At 71.8% G+C, this 22,482-nt stretch carries 24 protein-coding genes; 13 read left to right on the plus strand and 11 right to left on the minus strand.

All coding sequences use genetic code 11. The features are described from left to right. Positions 1–46: 46 nt before the first annotated feature. Together ACFVQ0_RS07405 and ACFVQ0_RS07410 are read right to left on the minus strand one after the other, a co-directional pair. Positions 47–1,546 carry an MFS transporter gene (locus ACFVQ0_RS07405; RefSeq protein WP_390085548.1) on the minus strand — a complete coding sequence of 500 codons (1,500 nt, stop codon included), beginning with the start codon at positions 1,544–1,546 and terminating at the stop codon, positions 47–49. A 153-nt stretch (positions 1,547–1,699) separates the two neighbouring features. After that, positions 1,700–2,188 carry a MarR family winged helix-turn-helix transcriptional regulator gene (locus ACFVQ0_RS07410; RefSeq protein WP_390085550.1) on the minus strand — a complete coding sequence of 163 codons (489 nt, stop codon included), beginning with the start codon at positions 2,186–2,188 and terminating at the stop codon, positions 1,700–1,702. Between the two features lie 271 nt (positions 2,189–2,459). On the opposite strand from ACFVQ0_RS07410, the gene ACFVQ0_RS07415 reads away from it, so the two are divergent. After that, on the plus strand, positions 2,460–3,884 hold the full coding sequence (locus tag ACFVQ0_RS07415) for an MFS transporter (protein ID WP_390085551.1): 1,425 nt from the start codon (positions 2,460–2,462) through the stop codon (positions 3,882–3,884). Between the two features lie 829 nt (positions 3,885–4,713). Here ACFVQ0_RS07415 and ACFVQ0_RS07420 read toward each other — a convergent pair. Continuing rightward, a complete protein-coding gene (locus ACFVQ0_RS07420) occupies positions 4,714–5,646 on the minus strand; it encodes an NAD(P)-dependent oxidoreductase (protein WP_390085553.1) in 933 nt (310 codons plus the stop codon). A 54-nt stretch (positions 5,647–5,700) separates the two neighbouring features. On the opposite strand from ACFVQ0_RS07420, the gene ACFVQ0_RS07425 reads away from it, so the two are divergent. Both ACFVQ0_RS07425 and ACFVQ0_RS07430 read left to right on the plus strand, forming a co-directional pair. Then, complete coding sequence (locus ACFVQ0_RS07425; protein WP_390085555.1) at positions 5,701–6,051, plus strand: winged helix-turn-helix transcriptional regulator; 351 nt, start codon at positions 5,701–5,703, stop codon at positions 6,049–6,051. A gap of 150 nt (positions 6,052–6,201) precedes the next feature. Then, complete coding sequence (locus tag ACFVQ0_RS07430) at positions 6,202–7,179, plus strand: NAD(P)H-dependent flavin oxidoreductase (protein WP_390085557.1); 978 nt, start codon at positions 6,202–6,204, stop codon at positions 7,177–7,179. A gap of 21 nt (positions 7,180–7,200) precedes the next feature. On the opposite strand, the gene ACFVQ0_RS07435 is transcribed toward ACFVQ0_RS07430, so the two are convergent. After that, entirely contained in the window at positions 7,201–7,716 is a 516-nt protein-coding gene (locus ACFVQ0_RS07435; RefSeq protein ID WP_390085559.1) for a winged helix-turn-helix transcriptional regulator, read from the minus strand. A 111-nt stretch (positions 7,717–7,827) separates the two neighbouring features. Here ACFVQ0_RS07435 and ACFVQ0_RS07440 point away from each other — a divergent pair, with 111 nt between their 5' ends. Next, a complete protein-coding gene (locus tag ACFVQ0_RS07440; RefSeq protein WP_390085561.1) occupies positions 7,828–9,024 on the plus strand; it encodes an MFS transporter in 1,197 nt (398 codons plus the stop codon). A 54-nt stretch (positions 9,025–9,078) separates the two neighbouring features. Continuing rightward, the gene (locus ACFVQ0_RS07445) at positions 9,079–9,726 is read left to right on the plus strand and encodes a DUF6000 family protein (protein WP_390085563.1); all 648 of its coding nucleotides are present in this window, start codon (positions 9,079–9,081) and stop codon (positions 9,724–9,726) included. Positions 9,727–9,732: 6 nt separating this feature from the next. Here ACFVQ0_RS07445 and ACFVQ0_RS07450 read toward each other — a convergent pair whose 3' ends face one another. Continuing rightward, positions 9,733–10,245, minus strand: coding sequence for a tetratricopeptide repeat protein (locus ACFVQ0_RS07450; protein WP_390085564.1), 513 nt, complete (start codon positions 10,243–10,245; stop codon positions 9,733–9,735). Between the two features lie 100 nt (positions 10,246–10,345). Then, the gene (locus ACFVQ0_RS07455; protein ID WP_390085566.1) at positions 10,346–11,290 is read right to left on the minus strand and encodes an NADP-dependent oxidoreductase; all 945 of its coding nucleotides are present in this window, start codon (positions 11,288–11,290) and stop codon (positions 10,346–10,348) included. A 111-nt stretch (positions 11,291–11,401) separates the two neighbouring features. Here ACFVQ0_RS07455 and ACFVQ0_RS07460 point away from each other — a divergent pair, with 111 nt between their 5' ends. Then, entirely contained in the window at positions 11,402–11,818 is a 417-nt protein-coding gene (locus ACFVQ0_RS07460) for a winged helix-turn-helix transcriptional regulator (RefSeq protein ID WP_390085568.1), read from the plus strand. 66 nt (positions 11,819–11,884) lie between these two features. On the opposite strand, the gene ACFVQ0_RS07465 is transcribed toward ACFVQ0_RS07460, so the two are convergent. Then, entirely contained in the window at positions 11,885–12,301 is a 417-nt protein-coding gene (locus tag ACFVQ0_RS07465) for a DUF4267 domain-containing protein (RefSeq protein ID WP_390085570.1), read from the minus strand. Positions 12,302–12,492: 191 nt separating this feature from the next. After that, positions 12,493–12,843: an antibiotic biosynthesis monooxygenase family protein gene (locus tag ACFVQ0_RS07470; protein WP_390085572.1), complete on the minus strand. Its 351-nt coding sequence runs from the start codon at positions 12,841–12,843 to the stop codon at positions 12,493–12,495. Between the two features lie 158 nt (positions 12,844–13,001). Here ACFVQ0_RS07470 and ACFVQ0_RS07475 point away from each other — a divergent pair, with 158 nt between their 5' ends. The 5 genes from ACFVQ0_RS07475 (at position 13,002) to ACFVQ0_RS07495 (ending at position 16,381) form a co-directional block, all read left to right on the plus strand. Then, positions 13,002–13,583 carry a TetR family transcriptional regulator gene (locus ACFVQ0_RS07475; protein WP_390085574.1) on the plus strand — a complete coding sequence of 194 codons (582 nt, stop codon included), beginning with the start codon at positions 13,002–13,004 and terminating at the stop codon, positions 13,581–13,583. 131 nt (positions 13,584–13,714) lie between these two features. Next, positions 13,715–14,674, plus strand: coding sequence for a phosphotransferase family protein (locus ACFVQ0_RS07480; protein ID WP_390085575.1), 960 nt, complete (start codon positions 13,715–13,717; stop codon positions 14,672–14,674). Positions 14,675–14,793: 119 nt separating this feature from the next. Next, a complete protein-coding gene (locus ACFVQ0_RS07485) occupies positions 14,794–15,249 on the plus strand; it encodes a helix-turn-helix domain-containing protein (RefSeq protein ID WP_390085577.1) in 456 nt (151 codons plus the stop codon). A gap of 27 nt (positions 15,250–15,276) precedes the next feature. Beyond that, on the plus strand, positions 15,277–15,921 hold the full coding sequence (locus ACFVQ0_RS07490) for a hypothetical protein (RefSeq protein WP_390085579.1): 645 nt from the start codon (positions 15,277–15,279) through the stop codon (positions 15,919–15,921). 124 nt (positions 15,922–16,045) lie between these two features. Beyond that, the gene (locus ACFVQ0_RS07495; RefSeq protein ID WP_389208034.1) at positions 16,046–16,381 is read left to right on the plus strand and encodes a DUF2516 family protein; all 336 of its coding nucleotides are present in this window, start codon (positions 16,046–16,048) and stop codon (positions 16,379–16,381) included. On the opposite strand, the gene ACFVQ0_RS07500 is transcribed toward ACFVQ0_RS07495, so the two are convergent. The 3 genes from ACFVQ0_RS07500 to ACFVQ0_RS07510 form a co-directional block, all read right to left on the minus strand. Continuing rightward, entirely contained in the window at positions 16,363–17,706 is a 1,344-nt protein-coding gene (locus ACFVQ0_RS07500; RefSeq protein WP_390085581.1) for a PP2C family protein-serine/threonine phosphatase, read from the minus strand. The two genes, ACFVQ0_RS07495 and ACFVQ0_RS07500, sit on opposite strands and share 19 nt — an antisense overlap. A 397-nt stretch (positions 17,707–18,103) precedes the next feature. After that, complete coding sequence (locus tag ACFVQ0_RS07505) at positions 18,104–19,219, minus strand: NlpC/P60 family protein (protein ID WP_390085583.1); 1,116 nt, start codon at positions 19,217–19,219, stop codon at positions 18,104–18,106. Between the two features lie 252 nt (positions 19,220–19,471). Further along, positions 19,472–20,248: a class I SAM-dependent methyltransferase gene (locus ACFVQ0_RS07510; RefSeq protein ID WP_390085585.1), complete on the minus strand. Its 777-nt coding sequence runs from the start codon at positions 20,246–20,248 to the stop codon at positions 19,472–19,474. 204 nt (positions 20,249–20,452) lie between these two features. On the opposite strand from ACFVQ0_RS07510, the gene mshA reads away from it, so the two are divergent. Together mshA and ACFVQ0_RS07520 are read left to right on the plus strand one after the other, a co-directional pair. Continuing rightward, the gene (gene mshA, locus ACFVQ0_RS07515; protein ID WP_390085586.1) at positions 20,453–21,817 is read left to right on the plus strand and encodes a D-inositol-3-phosphate glycosyltransferase; all 1,365 of its coding nucleotides are present in this window, start codon (positions 20,453–20,455) and stop codon (positions 21,815–21,817) included. Positions 21,818–21,913: 96 nt separating this feature from the next. After that, positions 21,914–22,444, plus strand: a complete 531-nt coding sequence (locus tag ACFVQ0_RS07520) for a YbjN domain-containing protein (protein ID WP_390085588.1) — start codon at positions 21,914–21,916, stop codon at positions 22,442–22,444. Positions 22,445–22,482: the final 38 nt, after the last annotated feature.

Here is a 22,482-nt window from a genome sequence, read left to right on the forward strand (position 1 = left end):
GGAAGGGGCACGGGGACCTACCCGCTGCCCGGTGCCTGCCCGCCGGCTATGCGGATCGGACCGCGTCGGCGGTGTCGGCGGCCCCGGCCCGGTGAGCCGGACCGTGCTCCGGTCGGCCGGTGCCGGGTCGTGTGCGTCCGAGGACCGTGAGTGCGACGAGGAAGGCGGCCGTGAGGAGCCCGCCGCCGACCGCGAACGCCAGGTGGTAGCCGCCGGTCAGCGCCTCGGCCCGGCTGCTGCCCTCGGAGAGCAGGGTGTCGGTGCGGGAGGCCGCCATGGTGGAGAGGACGGCGACACCCGCCGCCATGCCGAGCTGCTGGGTGGTGTTGAACAGCCCCGACACGAGCCCGGCGTCCTCCTCGCCCGCCCCCGACATGCCGAGCGCGGTGAGCGCCGGGAGGGCGAGGCCGAAGCCCGCGGCGAGGAACATCAGCGGGAGCAGGTCGGTGGCGTAGTGCCCGTGGGCGGGGAGCCGGGTGAGCAGGCCGAGCAGGGCGATCAGCAGGGCGAGTCCCAGAAGCAGGACGTTGCGCTCACCGAACCGCGCGCTCAGCCGGGCCGAGACGCCGAGCGACACGGCTCCGATGACGGCGGCGGCGGGCAGCATCGCGAGACCGGTGGTGGCGGCGCCGTGGCCCAGTACCCGCTGGAGGTACAGCGCGACCAGGATCTGGAACGAGAACAGCGCGGCCACCATGAGCATCTGGACCAGATTGGCGCCCGAGACGCTCCGCGACCGCAGGACGCGCAGCGGCAGCAACGGCGTACGGGCGGTGGCCTGGCGGACGACGAACGCGGCGAGCAGGGCCAGGGCCAGTGCGCCCAGACCGAGCGTGTGCGCGGAGAGCCAGCCGTACGTCCCGACCTCGACGACCGAGTAGATGCCCAGCATCACCCCGGAGGTGACCAGGACGGCACCGATGGCGTCGGCCCCGGCGCGCAGCCCCGGACCCCGGTCGGCGGGCAGGACGCGTACCGCGACGAGGAGCGCCGCGGCCCCGATCGGCAGGTTGATGAGGAAGATCCAGTGCCAGCCGACGGCGTCCGTGAGGATCCCGCCGAGCACCTGCCCGATCGACGCGCCCGCCGCTCCGGTGAAGCTGAACACGGCGATGGCCCTGGTGCGTTCACGGCTCTCGGTGAACAGCGTGACGAGGATGCCCAGGCCGACCGCGGAGGCCATGGCGCTGCCCGCGCCCTGGAGGAACCGGGCGGTGATCAGCAGTGCGGGGGAGCCGGCGGCGCCCGCCAGTACCGAGGAGGCGGTGAAGACGGCGGTGCCGGTCAGGAACATCCGCTTGCGGCCGATGAGGTCGCCGAGCCGGCCGGCGAGCAGCAGCAGTCCGCCGAAGGCGATCAGGTAGGCGTTCACGACCCAGCTGAGGCTCGCGGGCGAGAACCCGAGGTCGTTCTGGATGGCGGGCATGGCCACGGTCACGATCGAGCCGTCGAGCACGGTCATCAGCAGGCCGGTGGCGATCACGCCGAGCGCGAGCCGGCGCGAACGGGCGGTGGGAGGCGTGTGAGCAGGCAAAGGCGCGGACATCGGACTCTCCTGTCGGTCGGATCGACAAGAGAGACGCTAACAGATGGTTTTGTTGCAGACTATTTCTTTCGGTTCTGTTTTCTGTGGATCTCCATGGGGCCCGTGGATCTCGTGGATCTCGTGGGGTCGGGCACGGGTCGGGGACGGGTCGGGTTACTTCTGGCTCTGGCGGGCCCGGCGGGCCGTCGCGGGGGTCTCGGCCGGGGTGGCGAGGCGGTCGCCCGTCAGCTGTTCCAGGGCGCGCAGCAGTGCCGCCCGGCCGTCGCGGTCCAGTCCGGCCAGGGCGTGCGCGTGCACCCGGTCGACGATGGCCTGGCTCCTCGCGGCGACCTCGGCGCCCTTCTCGGTGACGGCGATGATCCGTGCCCGGCGGTCCCGGCTTGAGGGCCGGCGCTCGGCGAGGCCCGCGCTCTCCAGGGCGTCCACCGTCACCACCATCGTGGTCTTGTCCATGTCGCCGATCTCGGCGAGTTGGATCTGGGTGCGCTCCTCCTCCAAGGCGTGGACCAGGACGCAGTGCATGCGTGCAGTGAGCCCGATCTCGGCGAGCGCCGCCGACATCTGGGTCCGCAGGACGTGGCTGGTGTGGTCCAGGAGGTAGGAGAGGTCCGGTTCGCTGCGGGTGGGAGCCATGGCGGTCATGTCCGCCAGGGTAACAATTCGGACTGTGGCGGATTGTCCGCTACCGATCTTTTGTCTGGAGCTCTCCGGAACAGGCGCGCGCCCGGCCGCTGACCGTGAAGGCGCCGTCCCCGCGCCGGCTTCTCTCCGCGGCACGAAAAGGAGTGGCAGTCCGTGGCGCCGCGCACATAGCTTTGGCGCCCGTGACCCATGATCCCCAAGCGCCGCGCGACGCGTTGATACGTGTGTTCCGCACCCGGTCAACTGCCCCTCGGGCAACGGGTGGAGGGCGATGACCGAGCAGGCTCCGGTGAAGCCGGGCACCGCCGTCGAGGAGCGCCTGTTCTCCCGGACGTACGCGGCCGCGACCATCGGTTTCGCCGCCGTGATGTTCCTGACCGGGTTCGCCGCGCTCGCCGTGGTGCCCACCCTCCCGGCGGCCGCCAGGGAGCTGGACGGGGTCCACCTCTACCCCCTGGTCGCGGGCTGTTTCGTCGCCGCGAGCCTGCTCGGCGGGGTGCTGGGCGGCGACTGGGCGGACCGTGCCGGGCCCGCGCGTCCGCTGGCGGCCGGTGTGGTGCTGGCGGTGGTCACCCTGGTGGTGTCCGCGTCCAGTACCACCATCTGGCAGCTGGCGATCGGGCGCTTCCTGGACGGGGTGGCGGCCGGGATGATCGCGGTGGCCATCAACACCGCCATCGCCCACGCCTACCCGGAACGGCTGCGGGCGCGTGCCCTGGCGTTGATGAGTACCTGCTGGATCATCCCGTCGCTGACCGGTCCGCCGCTGGCCGGACTGGTGGCCGACCGGTGGTCCTGGCGGGTGGTGTTCTACGGCCTCGCCGCCCTGACCGTGATCCCGTCGCTGGCCGTGGTGTTCCTGCTGCGCAGCCGCTCCTGGCGGGCGGCGCCCGCGGACCCGGCGTCAGGGGCGTCGGTGGACCGGGTGCCGCGCCCCGCGCTGCTGGTCGCGGCGGCGGTGAGCGTGGGCGCGGCGCTGGGGCAGTACGCCGTCTCGGGCTGGGATGTGCGCCATCTGCTGTTCGGGGTGGCGGGTCTGGCGCTGCTGGTGGTCTTCACGCCCCGCCTGCTGCCGCCGGGCACCTGGCGCGCCGCGCGGGGGCTGCCCGCCGCCGTGCTGCTCCGTGGTCTGACGTCGGGGGCGTACTTCACGCTTGAGGCCTTCGTGCCGCTGCTGCTGGACACCGCCCGGCATGTGCCGCCGGTGCTGACGGGGCTGGCGTTCACCGGCGCCGCCATCGCCTGGGCGGGCGCCTCCTGGCTGCAGGGACGGTTCCAGGGGCGGGTCTCCCGGCACCGTATGGTCACCGTCGGATCGCTGGTGATGGCCGCGGCGGTCGTGACCGCCGCGGCCGGGACGCTCCCCGGGACACCCGCCCTCACCGCCGCCGGGGCCATGGTGCTCGCGGCCATCGGCATGGGCATGGTCGCCCCGTCCCTCACCCTGCTCTCGCTCACCCACAGCCCGCCGGGCCGTCAGGGGTACGCGAGCAGCGCCATGCAGACCAGTCAGAACCTGGGGCAGATGGCGGTCATGGGGGCGTCCTCCGCCCTCTTCAACCTCTTCCTGGGCATCGGCTCCGCCGACCTGGCCGGGTACGCCGCCGCCTTCGGCCTGCTGCTCGTACCGAGCACCTTGGCGGCGGCCCTCGCGGTCAGGGCCCGCGCCGACAGCGTTAGTGGCGGCGGCGGTTGAGCCGGAATCAACTGGAGTTCGCGCGGGCTCTCGCCAGGTGTCAGTACTCCGCACTCCGCGGCGAAGGCAGACGGCCCTCACCAGCAGTGCCCTGGAGCACGATCCGCGGCCATACGCTGCACGTCGTGGCCGTCTTTCCCAACTGGGACCACCTCGCGTCGCTCGACGAAGTCACCGCGACGAGGTGAGGGTGGCCGCCGTCAACTACCCGTACTCCACTGGGCTGCGGTCGCTCTTCAGGGCCTTGCGACGCGAGCGCCGGGATGCGCCGGTCAGGGGCCACGGGCCCATCCCGGCGGGTCGGCTCAAGGGATACGTCCTGCCCTGCTCAGCTGCTTTTCAAGGCAGTGAGCACGTGATCCAATTCATTCGGCATCACAGCAACAAGAAGGTCCCCTTCAAGGGAGCTGCACTCGACGATTCTGGACCTACCGTTGATCGTCAACGACTCGCGCCATGACGGTGACCGCAATCTGACCTGCCGCAGCCCCTCCGGGAGAGACACTGCCGCACCGGCTCTGGTCCGTGGCTCCCAGGCCATTCCAGAGGGGCCTACCAGCAGTCGTCCCCGCAGCCACCGCCCTTCAAGCGAGGGATGGCGGAGCAGGCAGGGAAACTTGATCACATTTCCCTGAGCGGCACTGTCTGCCCGCTGCTTCACTCTGCGTCGGAGCAACCACGCCGTCAGTCCTGCCGTTGCCAGGACAACCACCAGTTCGATCACTGGAGCATTCAAACAGCGCAAAACCTGAGTGCCAGCCCGTCCAACGCCCGCCATTCCAGCGCGTTCACTTCCAGTCGACCTTCAGAATCTGCGAACCCGCTGGTTTCAAAGTGTTGCTTCCCCGCCATCCCTCAGCAGTTCCGCGATCCGCACGAAGCCGTCGGTGCCGTGTCCGTCGTCGATGGCCCGCCGCGCCAGTTCGCCGGCCGCGCGCATCACGCCCGCGTCGATGCCGTGGGCCTCGGAGGCGTGGGTGATATGGGCCATGGAGGACGCCGCCGAGGTGAGGGGGTTGTCGTTGCCGGAGAAGTCCCCGTCGTCCAGGGCCCCCGCGTACTGCTCGAAGAGCGGGGGCAGGATGGCGCCGATTCCCTGGGCGAACGGGGCCAGTTCGCGGGCGGTGATCCCTTCCGCCCGCGCCACCGCGAGGGCGTGTGCGAAGCCGGTCATCGCGGTCCAGAAGATGTCCAGCAGCGCGATGTCGTACGCGGCCGCCAGGCCGGTCTCCTCGCCCAGGTGGGTGTGGGTGCCGCCCAGCGCCTCCAGTACCGGCCGGTGCTCCCGGTAGAGCTCGGCCGGGCCGCTGTGGAGGAACACGGCGGCCGGTGTCCCGATGGTGGTGGTCGGTGTCATGATCGCGCCGTCCAGGTAGCGGACGCCGTGCGCGGCGGCCCACCGCGCGGCGGACCGGGCCCGCTCCGGGGTGTCGGCGCTCAGGTTCACGACCGTGCGCCCCTTGGCCGCGGCCGTGACCGTATCGCTCCGCAGGACGGCGTCGGCCGCGTCGTAGTTCACGACGCACACCACGGTCAGCGGGCTCGCGGCGACCGCCTCCCCGGCCGAGGGGGCGCCGGCCGCGCCGCGTTCGAGCAGCTCCCGGTCCCGGCCCGGGGTCCGGTTCCAGACCGTGGTCCGCAGACCCGCGTCCAGGAACGCACCGGCCAGGCAACGGCCCATCGGGCCCAGTCCGAGCACGGTGACGGCAGACTGTCCGGAGGATGTGGATGTGGATGTGGATGAGGAAGCAGATGCGGACATGGTTCAACTCCGTGGGAAATTGAGTACGTTGACGAAAGTGATGGAAGGACCGAGATGACGCGCAGCCGTGCGAAGGACCCGAGTGTCTGTGGAGTGACGGCCGCGATCGCGGTGATCGACGGCAAGTGGAAGACCGCCCTGCTCTGGCTGCTGGAGTCGGGGCCGTGCCGCCCGGGGGAGCTGCGGCGGCAGCTGCCGGGGCTCAGCGAGAAGGTGCTGACGCAGGCGCTGCGCGAGATGGCGGACGACGGACTCGTGCACCGGGAGGTGTACGACGAACTGCCGCTCAGGACCGAGTACTCCCTGACCCCGTTCGGCCGGGAACTCTCCGAGACGCTGGCGCCGCTGTCCGACTGGGGACACCGCCGCCTGGACCGGCTGACCGGTTCCGCCCAGGCGTCCTGACCGGGCTCACGCTCTCCTTTCCGAGTCCCGAGTCCCGAGTCCCGAGTCCTGATTCCGGCCGCCGCTCCGCCGTCTTCCGTATCCAGGTTCGCCCCGGCGGGGTCGGCTGCCAAGTACCCACAAAAAGGTGGGTACGGCGATACTGACGGGATGGAACTGGCTACCGCGTTCACGGAGTTGCTCGGTGTGCGGCACCCGATCGTGCTGGCGCCGATGGGCGGTTCGGCCGGGGGCGCGCTGGCGGCGGCCGTCTCGCGCGGCGGCGGGCTCGGGATGCTGGGTGCGGGAATGGGCGACCCGGACTGGCTGGCCCGTGAACTGCCGCTCGTGGCGGATGTGGCGGAGCCGTGGGGCGTCGGCTTCCTGAGCTGGGCGACTGATATCCGCGCGGTCGAGGGGGTGCTGGAGCACGGGCCCCGCGCGGTGATGCTGTCGTTCGGGGACCCCGGCCCGTTCGCGGGACGCGTCCGAGAGGCGGGTGCGGCGCTGATCATCCAGGTCACCGGTGTGGAGGAGGCGCGGCAGGCCATGGACCTGGGCGCCGACGTCATCGTGGCGCAGGGCACCGAGGGCGGTGGGCACGGCGCCCGGCGCGGGAGGTCCACGCTGCCGTTCGTGCCGGTCGTGGTGGACCTGGCCGGGCCGGTCCCGGTCCTTGCGGCCGGCGGGATCGCCGATGGCCGGGGCGTGGCGGCCGCCCTTGCCCTGGGCGCCGCGGGGGCGCTCATCGGCACCCGGTTCCAGGCCACGGCAGAGGCCCTTGCCGACGCCTCGGTCACCGGGGCGATCGTGCGGGGGAGCGGGCAGGAGACGGAGCGCAGCCGCGTTCTCGACATCGCCAGGGAGTCGCGGTGGCCGGCGGAGTACACGGCCCGCACCCTCGGTCACCTCTACCTCGACCGGTGGCGGGGCCGGGAGGCGGAACTCGCGGCGGACCCCGGCGCCCGGCAGCGCTATCGGGACGACGTGGCCGACGGCTCCGTACCGCCCGTGCCGGTATGGGCGGGTGAGGGCGCCGACCTCATCACCGACGTGCCGCCCGCGGCCGATCTCGTAGCCGAGCTGGCGGCCCGGGCGGCCGACGCCCTGGAGCGGGCGGGGAGGTACCGCGCGCACGAGCGGCGGTGAGCGGTGAGCGGCCGGGCGGTGTCACTCACCGACCTTCCGCACATGTGATGTCGCCGCGGTGACGGGCCGGCCGCTCCGGTCCAGCACGCGGAAGCGGGGCACGTCCCGCCCGCCGTCGTCGACGAGGACGGAGTGGTCCTCGCCGGGCGCGAAGGCGTGCCGCTCGCCCCACTGCCTGAGCGCGACGACGACGGTGAACAGCTCCTGGCCGGACTCGGTCAGCCGGTAGGTGTGGCGCTTGGCCCCGGGCGGCGTGCTCGTGGCCAGGATGCCGTGCGCGGTGAGCTTCCGGAGCCGGTCGCTGAGGATGTTGCGGGCGACCCCGAGGCGGTTGCGGAAGTCGGTGAACGACGCCGCGCCGTCCATCGCGTCCCGGACGATGAGCAGGCTCCAGCGGTCGCCCACGAGATCGACCGTGCGCGCGACCGGACACCCGGGATCGGTCCAGTCCTGCCCGGCCGGGTCCTGTTCGGTCCGGTGCTGCCCGGCCGGGTCGTGCGCTGTCCGGTTCCGCTCGGTCGGTACCGCGTCCGTCATCGGGCCCCCTATGAGTTTCAGATTGAAACCATTGTGCCTCAAGCGGTGGTGCCCTACTCTCAAACGGTTGCAGATTGAAACCAATCGGAGAGTGGTGGGGACGTGGCGGGGATGCCGTCGACAAGGTCGACGATCACGCGCGGTCAGCGGTTCGTCCTGGCGGCGGTGTGCGCGGTGGCGGTGTCCACGATCTACGCCATCCAGCCGGTGCTGGGGTCCGCGGGCGGCGAACTCGGGCTGGCCGGACCGGAGCTGGGACGGCTGGTCGCGGCCGGCCAGCTCGGCTACTTCGCCGGGCTCGTCCTGCTGGTGCCCCTCGGGGACGTACTCGACCGGCGCACGCTGATCGTCGGGCATCTGGTCCTCACCGGGACGGGAGCGGCGATCACGTCACTCGCTCCCGGCGGGTCGGCGGCCGGCGCCGGGCTGGCGCTCGCGGGCCTGTTCGCGGTGGTCGTACAGATCACGGTCGCCTACGTCGCGGCCACCTCGCCCCCGGGCGAGCGCGGCCGGAACATCGGCACGGTCACCTCGGGCGTGGTGCTCGGGATCCTCGGCGTCCGGCTGCTCGCGGGCGTGCTGGGGGACAGCCTCGGATGGCGCTCCGTCTACGCCGTACTCGCCGTGCTCTGCCTGGCTCTCGCCCTGATCGCCCGCCTGACCCTGGCCGCCGACGTCCGGCCCGCGCGGGCCCGTTACCGGGACGTCCTGGCCACCGCGGGACGTCTCGTCGTCACGGACCGGCTCCTCCTCGGCCGAGGGCTGATCGCGTTCTTCCTGTTCGCGTCCTTCGGGACGCTGTGGAGCGGGCTGGCCCTGCCGCTGGGGGCCGCGCCGTGGCACTTCGGCACGACGGTGATCGGGCTGTTCGGCCTGGCCGGCCTCATCGGCGCGGTGGCCGCCGCACGCGCGGGCAGCTGGGCCGACGCGGGACACGCCCACGCCGTCACCGGCTGGTCACTGGTGCTCCTGGCGGTCTCCTGGACGCTCACCGCGTGGACGTCCCCGAGCCTGTGGCCGCTCATCGCGGGCGTCGTACTCCTCGACTTCGCCGTCCAGGCGGTCCACGTGAGCAACCAGCACCTTCTCACCACCGCGCACCCCGAACGCTCCAGCAGCGTCATCGGCGCCTACATGGCCTTCTACTCGCTCGGCTCCGCCCTCGGCGCCACCACCACGACCTGGGCGTACGCCGCCGCCGGCTGGCGGGCCTCCTGCCTGCTGGGCGCGGCCTACGCCGTCGCCGCACTGGCGGTATGGGCGCTCAGCCGCCGGACGAAGCCGTCCCCCGCCCTTCCGCTTCGGTAGAGGAGCTTCGGAGAAGGGGTGGCCGATCGCGCGCCGGAGCGCCAGGATCCTGTGATGCGCCACGCTCACGAGGACACCGAACTGCGCGCCCTGGTCCGCCGCTACGTCACGCCGGAGCGCCGCTACCAGAAGCTCGGCGGCGGTGTGCTGACCATGCCCGGTCCCGCGTACGACCGCTTCGTGCGAGCCCTCGGCGAAGACGCGGGACGCGTCACCCCGGACGAGATCGCCACCCTCCTGGAGGGCGGATGGCGCGAGCGCAGGACCGCCGCGTGGCTCATCGCGGTCTCCCGCCGGACCGAGTTCCGAGAGCGCCTCGGAGAACTCCTGCTGGACAGCGAGGTCTGCTGCGTGGGGCTGGCGTACAGCGTGGCCCTCGCCCACTTCGGCACCCCGCGCGACGCCGAACTGCTGGCCACCTACCTCGACCGCTACCTTCGCCGCCCGGACCTCGGCTACGACCAGGTCGTGGTCATGGGCGCCCTCATGTTCACCGGGCTGAACCTCGGGGACGACCACTGCGCCCGGTTCCTGGCTCCGGGCGGCCTGTGGCATCAGTGGCACGCAGAAGCGCCCCACGCACCGCGCACCACGGACCCCGCCACGTACCTGAGCCTGATCCGCAGGCTCTGCGCCTTCGCCGACGAATGCGCAGAGCCGAGCGAGACGAGAACGTCCCTCAACCAGGAGTCGAACCCATAGGAGTTGCTATTCGGGGCGGCCGTCGTCGAGCCACTGTGCGAGACCGCGCAGCCCGACCGCCCACCGGCCGAGGTCGGTGACCTCGGCGTGACCGGTGACGACGGTCAGCAACGCGGCGACTGCTTCGTCCGCCCGCTTGGCGTCGTTGAGAGTCAGAGCGCGGAAGACGCGTACGGAGTCGGAGTCCGGGAACTCCTTTGCGGCGCGGTCGAGCACCGCGAGCGACTCGTCGAGCTTGCCCAGCCACCTCAGGGTGCTGGCGTACTGGCAGAGGCAGCGGCGCAGGACGTCACCGTCGAGACCGAGGGCGAGAGCCCGCTCGTAGTAGCCACGGGCGGTCTCCTCCTCGCCCGCGGTGTCGTAGGCCCCGGCCACCTCGTACACCAGGACCGGGTGATCGGGATGGTCCGCGAGCAGCGCCTGGAAATAGGCGATCGTCGGTGCCATGTCCGCCCGGTCGCGCTGCTCGTAGCCGCGCTGGATCGCCTCGGCCAGCTCTGGTGTCAATTCGGTCGTCATCGCTTCCTCCCCCTCGGTACAACCCTGAAGACCAACGCACCGTATCGCGCCCGGTCATCCCGCCTCGATAGCGCGCCCGGCCATCGCGCCCGTCACCGCGTCACCCCGCCGCGACGGTGAGGACCACCTTCCCGCGGGCGTGGCCGCGCTCCACCTCGGCCAGCGCCTCGGCGGCGCGCTCCAGCGGCAGGACGCGTCCGAGGCGTGGGCGCAGCGCGCCCCTGGCCGCGAGGCCGGCCAGCGCGTCGAGATCCGCCGCGTCGGGGCGGAAGTACAGCTCCGTCAGCTCCATGCCGCGTGCCGCCGCCCGCTCACGGAGCTCGGTGCGGTCGGGGCCGGTGCCGCGTACGTCCACCAGCCGGCCGCCGGGGCGCAGCAGGTCCAGCGAGCGCAGCGCGTTCGTCCCGCTGATGGGGTCGAGCGCGACATCGAACCGGTCCGGCCGCGCGAACACGTCCGTCGTGCGGTAGTCGACCGCCTCGTCCACTCCGAGGGCGCGCAGGAACGCCTGGTTGGCGGTCCCGGCGGTGCCGACGACATGGGCCCCGTGCGCCTTGGCGATCTGCACGGCCAGGTGGCCGATGCCGCCGGCGGCCGCGTGAACGAGCACGCGCTCACCCGCGAGCACCCGTGCCGCGCCGGCCAGCGCCTGCCAGGCCGTCAGCCCGGCGACGGGCAGCGCGGCGGCTTCGGTGTCCTCCAGGCCGTCCGGGGTCAGCGCCAGAGCCGTCTCCGGGACGGCGACGTACTCGGCGAAGGACCCCTGCGGCGGCGCCACCACCCCGAACACCCGGTCCCCGGCCCGGAACCGGCCACCCTCAGCCGTCCCGGCGACCACCGTGCCCGCGACGTCCAGCCCCAGTCCCAGCGGCGGCTCTCCCAGCCGGTGCACCTCCCCGGCCCGGATCCGCCAGTCCGCCGGATTCACCCCGGCGGCCGCGACACGGACCAGCACCTGTCCGGGTCCAGGCCGAGGCTCCGGCATCGCCCCGGCGAGCTCGACGACTTCCGGACCACCGAACGAGCGGATCAGAACGCTGCGCATGATTCCCTCCCACAAGATCGTCTGCGCGATGCGTTCATCTTCGCCAGCAGCGGTATCCGTTGTGAAGAAGGCACCTGATTGATATTCAGGTACCTGATGGATACTGGCCTCATGGATGCCGCCGCCCGCCGTGCCCTCGCCGACGAGTACGCCACCTACCGCCGCGACTGCCCGTCGCGCACGGTGGTCGAGGTGCTCGCCAACAAGTGGTCCCTCTACGTCCTCGCCGCCCTCCGCCGTGCCGAGCGGCCGCTGCGCTTCAACGAGCTGCGGCGGATTCTCGACGGCATCACCCAGAAGATGCTCACCCAGACCCTGCGCACGCTCGAACGCGACGGTCTGGTCGCCCGCGCCGTCTACCCGACCGTCCCGCCCCGCGTCGAGTACGCGCTCACCGCCGAGGGCGGCGCGGCGGGCGAACTGACCACCGCCATCGCCGACTGGGCCGTCGACCACGCCCATGCCATCCACGCCGCCCGCGCCCGCTTCGACGAGCGGATGGCGGAACCGGTCCAGCCGCTGCCCTGACGTATGGTCCGGCTCCACCGGGTCCGCCGGCTCGGGCGGCGGCCACCCCTTCGGGGTAAACAGCTGTCAGGCGGGCGCCGGGGCGGGGGCCGTGTGGGACCTGCCGGTCTCGCGGAGGATCAGCAGGCCGGTGGCCGCGATGAATGCCGAGGTCAGGCCGTGGATGCCGAACGCGGCGGACAGGGCGCCGTGGTGGGTCAGGACGGTGATCATGTCGCCGAACGGGGCGGCGGCCACCATCAGCACCACCCAGCCGAGGGCGCGGCGTTGGCCTGTCACCAGCAGGACGCCCATGCCCAGGCCCATGGCGAGTTCGCGGTTGCCCTTCACGTTGAGGAAGCCGCCGCCGTCCCCGGCGGGCCAGGTCGGCAGGCCGAAGCCCGGGGCGGCCGTCCCGGGGGTCAGGATGAAGGACACCGCGAGGTAGAGGCTGAACAGGACGCAGGCGGTGGCCAGGACGGTGTTGACGTTCTTCAGCGACATGGTTCTTCTCCTTTGATGGTCAGGACTGGGCGGGGTCCAGCCGCGGAGGCGGCGGGCTCGGCGAGGTGCGCGGCGCGGGGCGCGGCCGGTTTCGGGCCCGGCCTCGGCGACCCGGCACGGCGCGTGGATACGTGACTGCCGGGGGAGGGCAGGGCTTCTCCGGCTGCCCCTCCCCGACTGCCGCTGCCGTGTCAGACGTCGATCTGCTCGAAGATGTGCGGGTACGAGACGATGTCGTCGCCGAACTCGGCAGCCATGCGCTGGAACTCCGGGCTGCCGAACGCCGTGGCGAGCGCCTCGGTCGACTCCCAGACCGCGACGTTCATCAGAAGCCGACTGTCCCCCGTTCCCCGGTGCATCCGCACGGAGACGAATCCCGGCTGGGCCTCCATGAACTCCGCCTGCCTCCGGAAGAGGGCCAGGAACGCCTCGGTCCCCTCCTTCGGGACGACGAAGGTGTTGGCCAGGACGATGGGCCCGGTCTTCTCCTTGAACTGCGCGGACATCGGCGTGTGCGGGTCGAGACTCTGGAGCTTGGCCATCTTCGGTACTTCCTTTCGCTGTCGGTTGTCCCACGGCATCGAGGCCGGCCGGTAGCGGCTGTGCCAACGCCCGTTTGCCAACGCTGTTGGTCAACGGTGTTGGCAAACGTAGAGCCGCAGCTCTGGACTGTCAACACCCGTTGGTCTACGTTGTTGGCATGACCGGCACCACGGAGAACCAGCAGGCCGCACGGCGTTCCGACGCCACCCGCGCCGCGATCCTCGCCGCGGCCCGTGAGCGGTTCGTGGCGGATGGCTACGAGAAGGCGACCATCCGGGCCATCGCGCGCGACGCGAAGATCGACCCGTCGATGGTGATGCGCTACTACGGCAACAAGGCGGGCCTGTTCGCGGCGGCCGTCGCGATCGATCCCGGGTTGCCGGGCCTGTCCCTCGAACCGCGCGAGGAGATCGGCCGCACGCTGGTGCGCCACTTCCTCACCCTGTGGGAGGAGAACGCGGAACTCACCGCGCTGATGCGGGTCGGCGCCACCGACCCGGCCGCCGCCGACCGCATGCAGAGCGTGCTGCGTGACCAGATGATCCCGCTGGCCCGCCGGCTGGGCCACGAGCCGGAGCAGGCGCAGGCGCGGGCTGCGCTGTGCGTCTCGACCATGCTCGGGCTCGCGCTGACGCGCTACGTGCTGCGGTTCCCGGCGAGCATGGCGCTCGGCCGCGAGGAGATCGTGGACTGGCTCGGACCCACGGTCCAGCGGTATCTCACCGCGCCCACGCCCTGAGGCCCTCAAGGCGGATGCTCTCAAAAGGAACGGGCTCAGCCGCAAAGGCGCAAAGGACTGGGCCGCACGGCCGTCGGTACCCGTAAAAGCCTTCGCCCGTGCCGCCGCCCGGATGATGAGGTGGCACGGTGATGAACCACGATGATGCCGTGCCCGTCCGACCGCTGACGCTGGCCTGGGTGGGTCGGCACCTGGATGCCGGCGAACGGATCGTCAAAGCCGAGCCGCTGCACGGCGGCATCACCGCCGAGATGCGGAGGCTGATCATCGGCACACGGGGCGGAGGCACCCGTGAACTGGTGCTGCGGAGCTACGTCGACCCGTTCCACCTGGAGAACGCCGAGGACGGGCTGACCGGGGAGGCCGGAGCTCTGACCATGCTCGCGGGCACCGGCGTGCCGACTCCTTCACTGGTCGCGGTTGATCCGACCGCCGCGCAGTGCGAGTATCCGTCGCTCCTGATGACCCATCTGGCGGGCCGGACGGTCCTTGACGACACGGGTGTGGAGACGCGTGTGCGCCTGCTGGCGCGTCAACTCGTCGCGATCCACGCGGTGTGCCCCGCTGAGCGGCCCCGGAAATACACGACGTTGACGACCGCCGACACCGTCGTGGTTCCCGAGGGCGCCGACGCGGCCGTATGGGCCGCGGCCGCCGACGTGATCCGCAGACCCGCGCCACCCTACGAAGGGCGCTTCCTGCACCGGGACTTCCAGCCCGGCAACGTGCTGTTCGACGTGCCGCCTTCGAACCCGGAAGGCGCTCGGATCACCGGCGTCATCGACTGGGCAGGCCCCTCCTGGGGCCCGGCCGATCTCGATGTGGCGCACTGCTCCGCCGTTCTCGCGCTGCTGCACGGACCGGCCTGGGGGCTGCGGTTCGCCGATGCTTACGAGGAGGCCGGCGGTGTGCTGGCCGCGAGCGAGAGCGAGCGGCTGTACTGGCGGGTGCGGGACGCGCTGGCCGCCTCGGAGGAAGTGCGGTCGGTGTCGCAGCCGTGGCGGGAGGCCGGGAGGACGGAGCTGACGACGCGAGCTGTGGAGGAGCGGCTGGACGCCTATGTCGCCGCCCTGATGGACGCGCCGGGCTGACGCGCGAGACACCGGGGCGGACACCGGGCGTACGCAGCGGCAGACCCGTACGAGTGGTTCGGAACACTTTTGCAAGCGGCTGCTTGCAAAAGTTAGCGCCGAGGGTCCACCATCGATCCATGGCATCACTCAACGTCGGCAGCCTCGGCGAGTACCTGCGTGAGCAGCGGCGCACCGCGCAGCTGTCGCTGCGGCAGCTCGCGGAAGCCGCCGGGGTGTCCAATCCCTATCTCAGCCAGATCGAGCGCGGGCTGCGCAAGCCCAGTGCCGAGGTGCTGCAGCAGGTCGCCAAGGCGCTGCGGATCTCCGCCGAGACCCTTTACGTACGGGCCGGGATCCTGGACGAGCGGGAGCGGGACGAGCTGGAGACGCGGGCGGTGATTCTGGCCGATCCGTCGATCAACGAGCGGCAGAAGAGCGTGCTGCTGCAGATCTACGCCTCCTTCCGCAAGGAGAACGGGTTCGAGGACGGGCCCGGGGGTGAGGAGGGGAGTGCGTCCGGTGCGGATGCGCCCTTCAATGCCGACGGCAGTGCTGCCGATACAGCTTCAAAGCCTTCAAAACCCTCACACTGAGTCTGATGATCCGGGAGGACCACAGTCATGGCCATCACCGATGACCTGCGCAAGACCCTCACCGACCCGACCCCCCTCTACTTCGCCGCCGGTACGGCCGACCTCGCCGTGCAGCAGGCGCGCAAGGTTCCGGCGCTGATCGAGCAGCTGCGGGCCGAGGCGCCGGAGCGCATCGAGGCCGTGCGCAACACCGACCCCAAGGTCGTGCAGGAGAAGGTGACCGGGCAGGCCAAGGAGGCGCAGGCCAGCTTCCAGGCCAGGGTCACCGAGGTGATCGGGGCGTTCGACACCGATCTGAAGAAGCTGGGCGAGAGCGCCCAGGACCTGGCACTGCGCGGCGTGGGTGTGGCCGCCGAGTACGCGGTCCGGGCGCGCGAGACGTACGAGAAGGTCGCCGAGCGCGGCGAGCAGACCGTGCGCACCTGGCGCGGTGAGACCGCCGAGGAGATCGTCGAGATCGCCGTCGTCGTCGAGCCGCGCAAGGAGTCCGAGCCGGCCGCCGCCAAGCCCGCCCCTGCCGCCCCGGCCAAGGCGGCGCCGAAGCCGGTCGCCAAGCCCGCGCCCGCCGCCAGGCCCGTCAAGGCGGAGGCCAAGCCCGCGCCCGCGGCCGGCAAGAAGGCGGCCGCGCGCAAGCCCGCCGCCAAGAAGACCACCCCGCCCACCGCCAAGTAACGCGACCGGCGCGGCGGCCGTCCGGGGTGCCGGGAGGGCGGTCGGGCACCTTTTGGGGTGTCCCGGCCGTTGTCCCGGTACCTTGGCCGCGAGGCGCTCACCCACGTACGAGGCGGTGCACATCATGTTGCTCGAAGGCTTCAACTCAATCCTCGGGCTGATCTACACGGCGATGCTCGTTCTCGCCGTCGTGGCCCTGATCATGGCCGCGGTCGTCCGCGAGGACGCCTACCGGGCAGCCGACAAGAAGACCAAGCCCTTCTGGCTGATCATTCTCGGCATCACGGTGGTGGTGAACCTCTGGGTGCCCATGCTGTTCATCCAGCTCGCCGGACTGGTCGCGACCATCGTGTTCTTCGTGGACGTGCGGCCGGCGCTCAAGGCCGTCATGGGCGGCGGCAACCGCCGCGGCGGTTCGAGCAGCGACGGCCCGTACGGGCCCTACAACGGCGGGCGCTGAGCGCCCGCGGGTGACACCTGTCCGGGGCGGGGGCGCGGAATGCTCCCGCCCCGGCCGCCGTGGTGCGGCCTGCGGCGCTCGGCCTCCTCGTCGCGGTCGAGCAGCAGAACCGCGACGTCGTCGGTCAGTTCGCCGCCGTTCAGCTCGCGGACGCGGGTGACGGCGGCCTCCAGCAGGGCCTCGCCGGTCAGGCCCTCCGCCAGCTGACGGTTGATCATCGAGACCATTCCGTCCTGGCCGAGGCGCTGGGTGCCGGTGCCGATCCGGCCCTCGATCAGCCCGTCCGTGTACATCATCAGGCTCCAGGAGCCGCCCAGTTCCACCTGGCGGCGCGGCCACCGGGCGCGTGGCAGCAGGCCGAGTGCCGGGCCGCCGTCCTGGTACGGGAGCAGATGCGCCGCCCGGCCCTGGCGGGCGATCAGCGGTGCGGGGTGGCCCGCCAGGCAGAGGCCCGCCCGGCGGCCGTCGGGGGCGATGTCCACCGTGCAGAGCGTCGCGAAGATCTCCTCGCTCTCCCGTTCGTGCTCCAGGACCTGCTGGAGCGTGGAGAGCAGCTCGTCGCCGCAGAGACCGGCCAGGGTCAGCGCCCGCCAGGCGATACGCAGCTCCACGCCGAGCGCCGCCTCGTCCGGGCCGTGCCCGCAGACGTCGCCGATCATCACGTGGACCGTGCCGTCGGGCGTGCGGACGGTGTCGTAGAAGTCCCCGCCGAGCAGCGCACGGCTGCGGCCGGGGCGGTAGCGGGCGGCGAAGTGCAGATCGGAGCCGTCGAGCAGCGGGGTGGGGAGCAGGCCGCGCTCCAGGCGGGCGTTCTCCTGGGCCCGCAGCCGGGACTCGGTGAGCTGGTGCTGCGCGACGTCGGCGCGCTTGCGCTCGACGGCGTAGCGGATGGCGCGGCTGAGCAGCCTGCCGTCCAGCTCGTCGCGGAAGAGGTAGTCCTGCGCCCCCACCCGTACCGCCTCCGCGGCCAGCTCGGCGTCCTCCTGGGCGGTGAGCGCGATGACGGCGTGCCGGGGCGCGATCCGCAGCACGTGCTTGAGGGTGGCCAGGTTGTCCGCGTCCTCGCCCCGGGCGGTGCGCGCCTCGCTGCCGGCGGGCAGGGCCAGGTCCAGCAGGATGCAGTCCACGTCGTCGGTGAGGAGTCGGCCCGCCTCCGTCAGGTTGCGGGCGCTGCGGATACGGACCCGGGTGCCGGCCGTCGCGGGCAGTTCCGGGACGGTGAGGGTGCCCGCCGGGTCGTCCTCGATCACCAGGAGGGTGAGGTCGGCGCCATAGCTGGTCTCCGCAGCGGGAACGGAACGCTGCTGCGGTACGGGTACGGGCATCGAATCGGGTTTCCTTCCCTCCCCCCGAGGGCGCGGCGGAGCGACGATCGACGACCCGCCAGACGGGGACGATAGCGGTACGGGATGTGGGAACGGAATGGCGCCCGACGCGTGTCGGCCGTTCCCGGATCGGCCTTAAGCCGCGGAAGGACGCAGATCCGGCGGCATGCGGCGGGGGTGCGGCGGATTCCGGCGCATGACAAAGGTCACGTGGAGCGGCGGGCGCCGGGTGGTGCGGGTCACGACTGCCGGGCGGGAGGCGGATCCGGGCCCGGCGGAGGCGACGGAATCCGTTCCGTTTCCGGGTTCCGGGGGCTCCTTGAGGGCCTTAAGAGTCCCTTGAGGCTCTCTTAAGGTTCCCGCCTGACGTGCGCGTTCGCCGCCCGGCCCGCGGCCGTTACTTGTCCGGGCGTACGACCCCGAGGATCTCCATCGATCCCGCTCCCGTGATCGTGACGTTGCGCCCCGGACGCGGGGCGTGCACGATCGCGCCGTCGCCTATGTACATCCCTACGTGCGTGGCGTCGCTGAAGTAGATGACCAGGTCGCCGGGGCGCATGTCCTTGACGGCGATGTGCGGCAGCTGCCGCCACTGCTCCTGCGAGGTGCGCGGGATCGGGTGACCGGCCGCCGCCCACGCCTGTGACGTCAGCCCCGAGCAGTCGAACGACGCGGGGCCCTCGGCGCCCCACTTGTACGGCTTGCCGATCTGGGAGGTCGCGAAGGCCACCGCCTTCTTGCCGCTCGCGCTCGCCCCCCGGTTGATCTCCTTCAGCGCACCGGAACTCAGCCAGGCCGTCTGGGACTTGTACTCCGCCTGCTGTTCGAGCTGGAGGAGCCGGGCCCGCTCCTTCTTCTCCAGCTGGGATTCCAGCTTCTTCGCCGCCGCGATCTGCTCGTTGATCTTCTTCTTGGCCTTGGCCTGCTTGACGCGATTGGCTTCGAGCTTGGTCCAGTTGGTGCTCGCGTCCTGGGTGTACGTCTCCAGGTCCTCCTGGGTCCTGTTCAGTTCACCGAGAACGCCCTTGGCGGCCTGCTGGCCCTGGTGGGCCCGGCTGATCCCGTCCAGGAAGAGCTGCGGGTCGCCGCTGAGCATCAGCTGGGCGCCCGGCGGCAGTCCGGCGTTGCGGTACTGCTCGCGGGCCTGGGCGCCGGCCCTGCTCTTGAGCTCGGCGATCTTCGCCTGGCCCTCGACTATGGCCTGCGCCAGCTTGACGATCTCGCTCGACTGCTTCTTGGACCGTTCCTCCGCGAGGTTGTACGCGTCCGTCGCCGCCCCCGCCTTGCGGTAGAGGGCGTCGATCTTCGCGCGCACCTCTTCGAGGCTCTTCTTGCCGGACGCTCCGGATGTTCCGGATGCCTCGGACGCTCCGGAGCCTTCGGCGTCCCCGGACTTCGGCGGCTGTTCCGGCGCGGGGGGTGCGGGCGTGGCGAAGGCCTGGGCCGGTGCGGCCAGTACGGCCAGCGCGCAGACCAGTGTGATCGCCGCGGCGGCACTGTGGCGTCGGTTCACGAGCTCCCCCTCCGGACAGATCCACCCGGATCTGATTTACCGTCAGTAACTTATGGCACCGACGAGATCGTGCCATGCCGTACCGAAAAGCAACAGAGGCTCACACATCTCCTGTCCATTCCGGCCCGGTCGCCGGCGCCCCAGCCGCGTTCCCCCCTACCGCTCCCCATATCTGGGACGAACGGTGCCCGGCCGACGTTCCCGGCGCGCGGGGAGTTCCCCCGATCCGGGCGGAACCCGCGACCGCCGGGGCTACCGTTCGGGCTTCAGCGCCGCCCAGTTCACCGTGACTTCGCCCTGCCGCCACCGTCGTACCCCGTCCGCCAGCGGCCAGTCCCCGGACAGTGCCCGTACCGCCGTGATCCAGCGCTGCCGTGCGCCCAGCGAGGCGTACGGCGCGGCAGCGGCCCAGGCGCGGTCGAAGTCGCGCAGGAACGCGTGGACGGGCTCGCCCGGCACATTGCGGTGGATGAGCGCCTTGGGCAGCCGTTCCGCGAGGTCCGAGGGCCGGTCGAGGGAGCCGAGCCGGGTCGCGAACGTCACCGTGCGCGGGCCCTCCGGACCGAGCGCCACCCACACGTGCCGGCGCCCGATCTCGTCGCAGGTGCCCTCCACCAGCAGCCCGCCCGGGGCGAGCCGGGCGCACAGCCGCTGCCAGACCGCGGCGACCTCGCCCTCGTCGTACTGGCGCAGCACGTTCGCCGCCCGGATCAGTACGGGCCGCTCGGGCAGCGGGATCTCGAAACCGCCGTGCCGGAAGGTGAGCCCCTCGCGCTCGTACGGCTTCGCCGCGGCCACCCGCTCCGGGGAGATCTCGATGCCGACCACCGCGGTGCGCGGTTCCGCGCCGCGCAGCCGCTCCAGCAGCTCGACCGCGGTCCAGGGCGCGGCGCCGTACCCCAGGTCGACCGCGACGGGGGTGTCGGCGCGGCGCAGGACGGGGCCGTGGGTGGCGGCGATCCAGCGGTCCATGCGGCGCAGCCGGTTCGGGTTGGTGGTCCCGCGGGTCGCGGTGCCGATGGGGCGCATGACACAGAGCGTAACGAGCGGCGTGGAGCGGATGGCGTGCTGGAGTCGCGGCGACGCGCCGGACACGTACCGTAATGATTTGGCAAAGCGGAAATGAAAGGAGGGATTCCACTGTTCCAGCCCATCGAAGGGACCGTGTGCCCCTTCGGTGCCATGCCTTGAAAGAGTCGGTACCAGTGCCCTGAACGAGGAGGACCGGACGACGTGAGCCAGTACGTCACTCGGCTCGGCAGCAGCCGCGTCGCACCGCGTCTCAGGTTCCCCGCCGGTCTCTCCGGCTCCTTCCCCGGCGGCCACCGCAAGCCCCGCCGGATCGCGATGCTCTCCGTGCACACCTCCCCGCTGCACCAGCCGGGGACGGGCGACGCGGGCGGCATGAACGTCTACATCGTGGAGCTGGCGAAGCGCCTCGCCGCGATCAACATCGAGGTCGAGATCTTCACCCGTTCGACCACCGGCGCGCTGCCGCCCGCGGTCGAGCTGTCGCCCGGTGTGCTGGTCCGCCACGTCGACGCGGGGCCGTACGAGGGTCTGGCCAAGGAGGAGCTGCCCGCCCAGCTCTGCGCCTTCACGCACGGCGTGATGCAGGCGTGGGCCGGTCAGCGCCCCGGCTACTACGACCTGGTGCACTCCCACTACTGGCTCTCCGGCCACGTCGGCTGGCTCGCCGCCCAGCGCTGGGGCGTCCCGCTCGTCCACGCCATGCACACCATGGCGAAGGTCAAGAACGCCTCGCTCGCCGAGGGCGACACCCCGGAGCCCGCCGCCCGGGTCATCGGCGAGACGCAGATCGTCAGCGCGGCCGACCGGCTGGTCGCGAACACCGCGGAGGAGGCGGACCAGCTCGTCCGCTTCTACGAGGCCGCCCCGGAGGCGGTCGCCGTCGTGCACCCCGGCGTGAACCTGGACCGCTTCCGCCCGGCCGACGGGCGGGCGGCGGCGCGGGCCCGGCTGGGGCTGCCGCAGGACGCCCTGGTCCCGCTCTTCGCGGGCCGCATCCAGCCGCTGAAGGCCCCGGACGTGCTGCTGCGCGCGATCGCGGTCCTGCTGGACCGCGACCCCTCGCTGCGCTCGCGCATCGTCGTACCGGTCGTCGGCGGCCCCAGCGGCAGCGGGCTCGCCAAGCCCGAGGGGCTCCAGAAGCTCGCGGCCCGGCTCGGCATCGCGGACGTCGTACGGTTCCAGCCGCCGGTCGGGCAGGACCAGCTCGCCGACTGGTTCCGGGCCGCGTCCGTGCTGGTCATGCCCTCGTACAGCGAGTCCTTCGGCCTGGTCGCCATCGAGGCCCAGGCGGCCGGCACCCCCGTGGTCGCGGCGGCCGTGGGCGGTCTGCCGGTGGCGGTGCGGGACGGGGTGAGCGGCTTCCTGATCCCCGGCCACGACCCGGCGGCGTACGCGGAGGCGCTGGCGCGCTTCGCGAACGCGCCGGAGCTGGTCACCCGGATGGGCTCCGCGGCCGCGGAGCATGCCCAGCGGTTCGGCTGGGACACGGCTGCGGCGGCGACGGCGGACGTGTACACGGAGGCGATGCAGGACCACCGCCGACGGGTGCGCACGCGCCACGTGTGAGGCGCACGCGACGCTTGCGCTAGGCGTGAGGCGCCCGTGCGACCTGTGAGGCGCACGCGTTCGAACCGCTCGGCTGATCCGACGTACGCTCGGACCATGGCTGATGCACCCGAGGATGCGGCGACGACGAACCAGGCCGGGCAGGTCGCGCAGGTCATCGAGGCGACGCTCGACGACGCCGGACTCGACTGGGAGAGCCCGGCGCCCGGCAGCTACGTCGTCCAGCTGCCCGGCACCCGCAAGCTCTCCACCACCTGCTCGCTGCTCGTCGGCAAGCACTCGCTCTCCCTCAACGCCTTCGTCATCCGGCACCCCGACGAGAACGAACCGGCGGTCCACCGCTGGCTGCTGGAGCGCAACCTCCGCCTGTTCGGCGTGAGTTACGCCGTCGACTCGCTCGGGGACGTCTACCTCGTCGGCAAGCTGCCGCTCTCGGTGGTCACGGCCGAGGAGCTGGACCGGCTGCTGGGCGTGGTCCTGGAGGCCGCCGACGGCGCCTTCAACCCCCTCCTGGAACTCGGTTTCGCGAGCGCGATCCGCAAGGAGTACGAGTGGCGGGTGTCGCGCGGAGAGTCCACCCGGAATCTGGACGCGTTCACGCATCTGACTCAGCGCCCCACCGGCTGACACGCGCCAACTGAGCCAAGACACACCCCAATTCCCCG

It is taken from the genome of Streptomyces sp. NPDC057900 (genome assembly GCF_042887885.1).
Classification (GTDB): domain Bacteria; phylum Actinomycetota; class Actinomycetes; order Streptomycetales; family Streptomycetaceae; genus Streptomyces.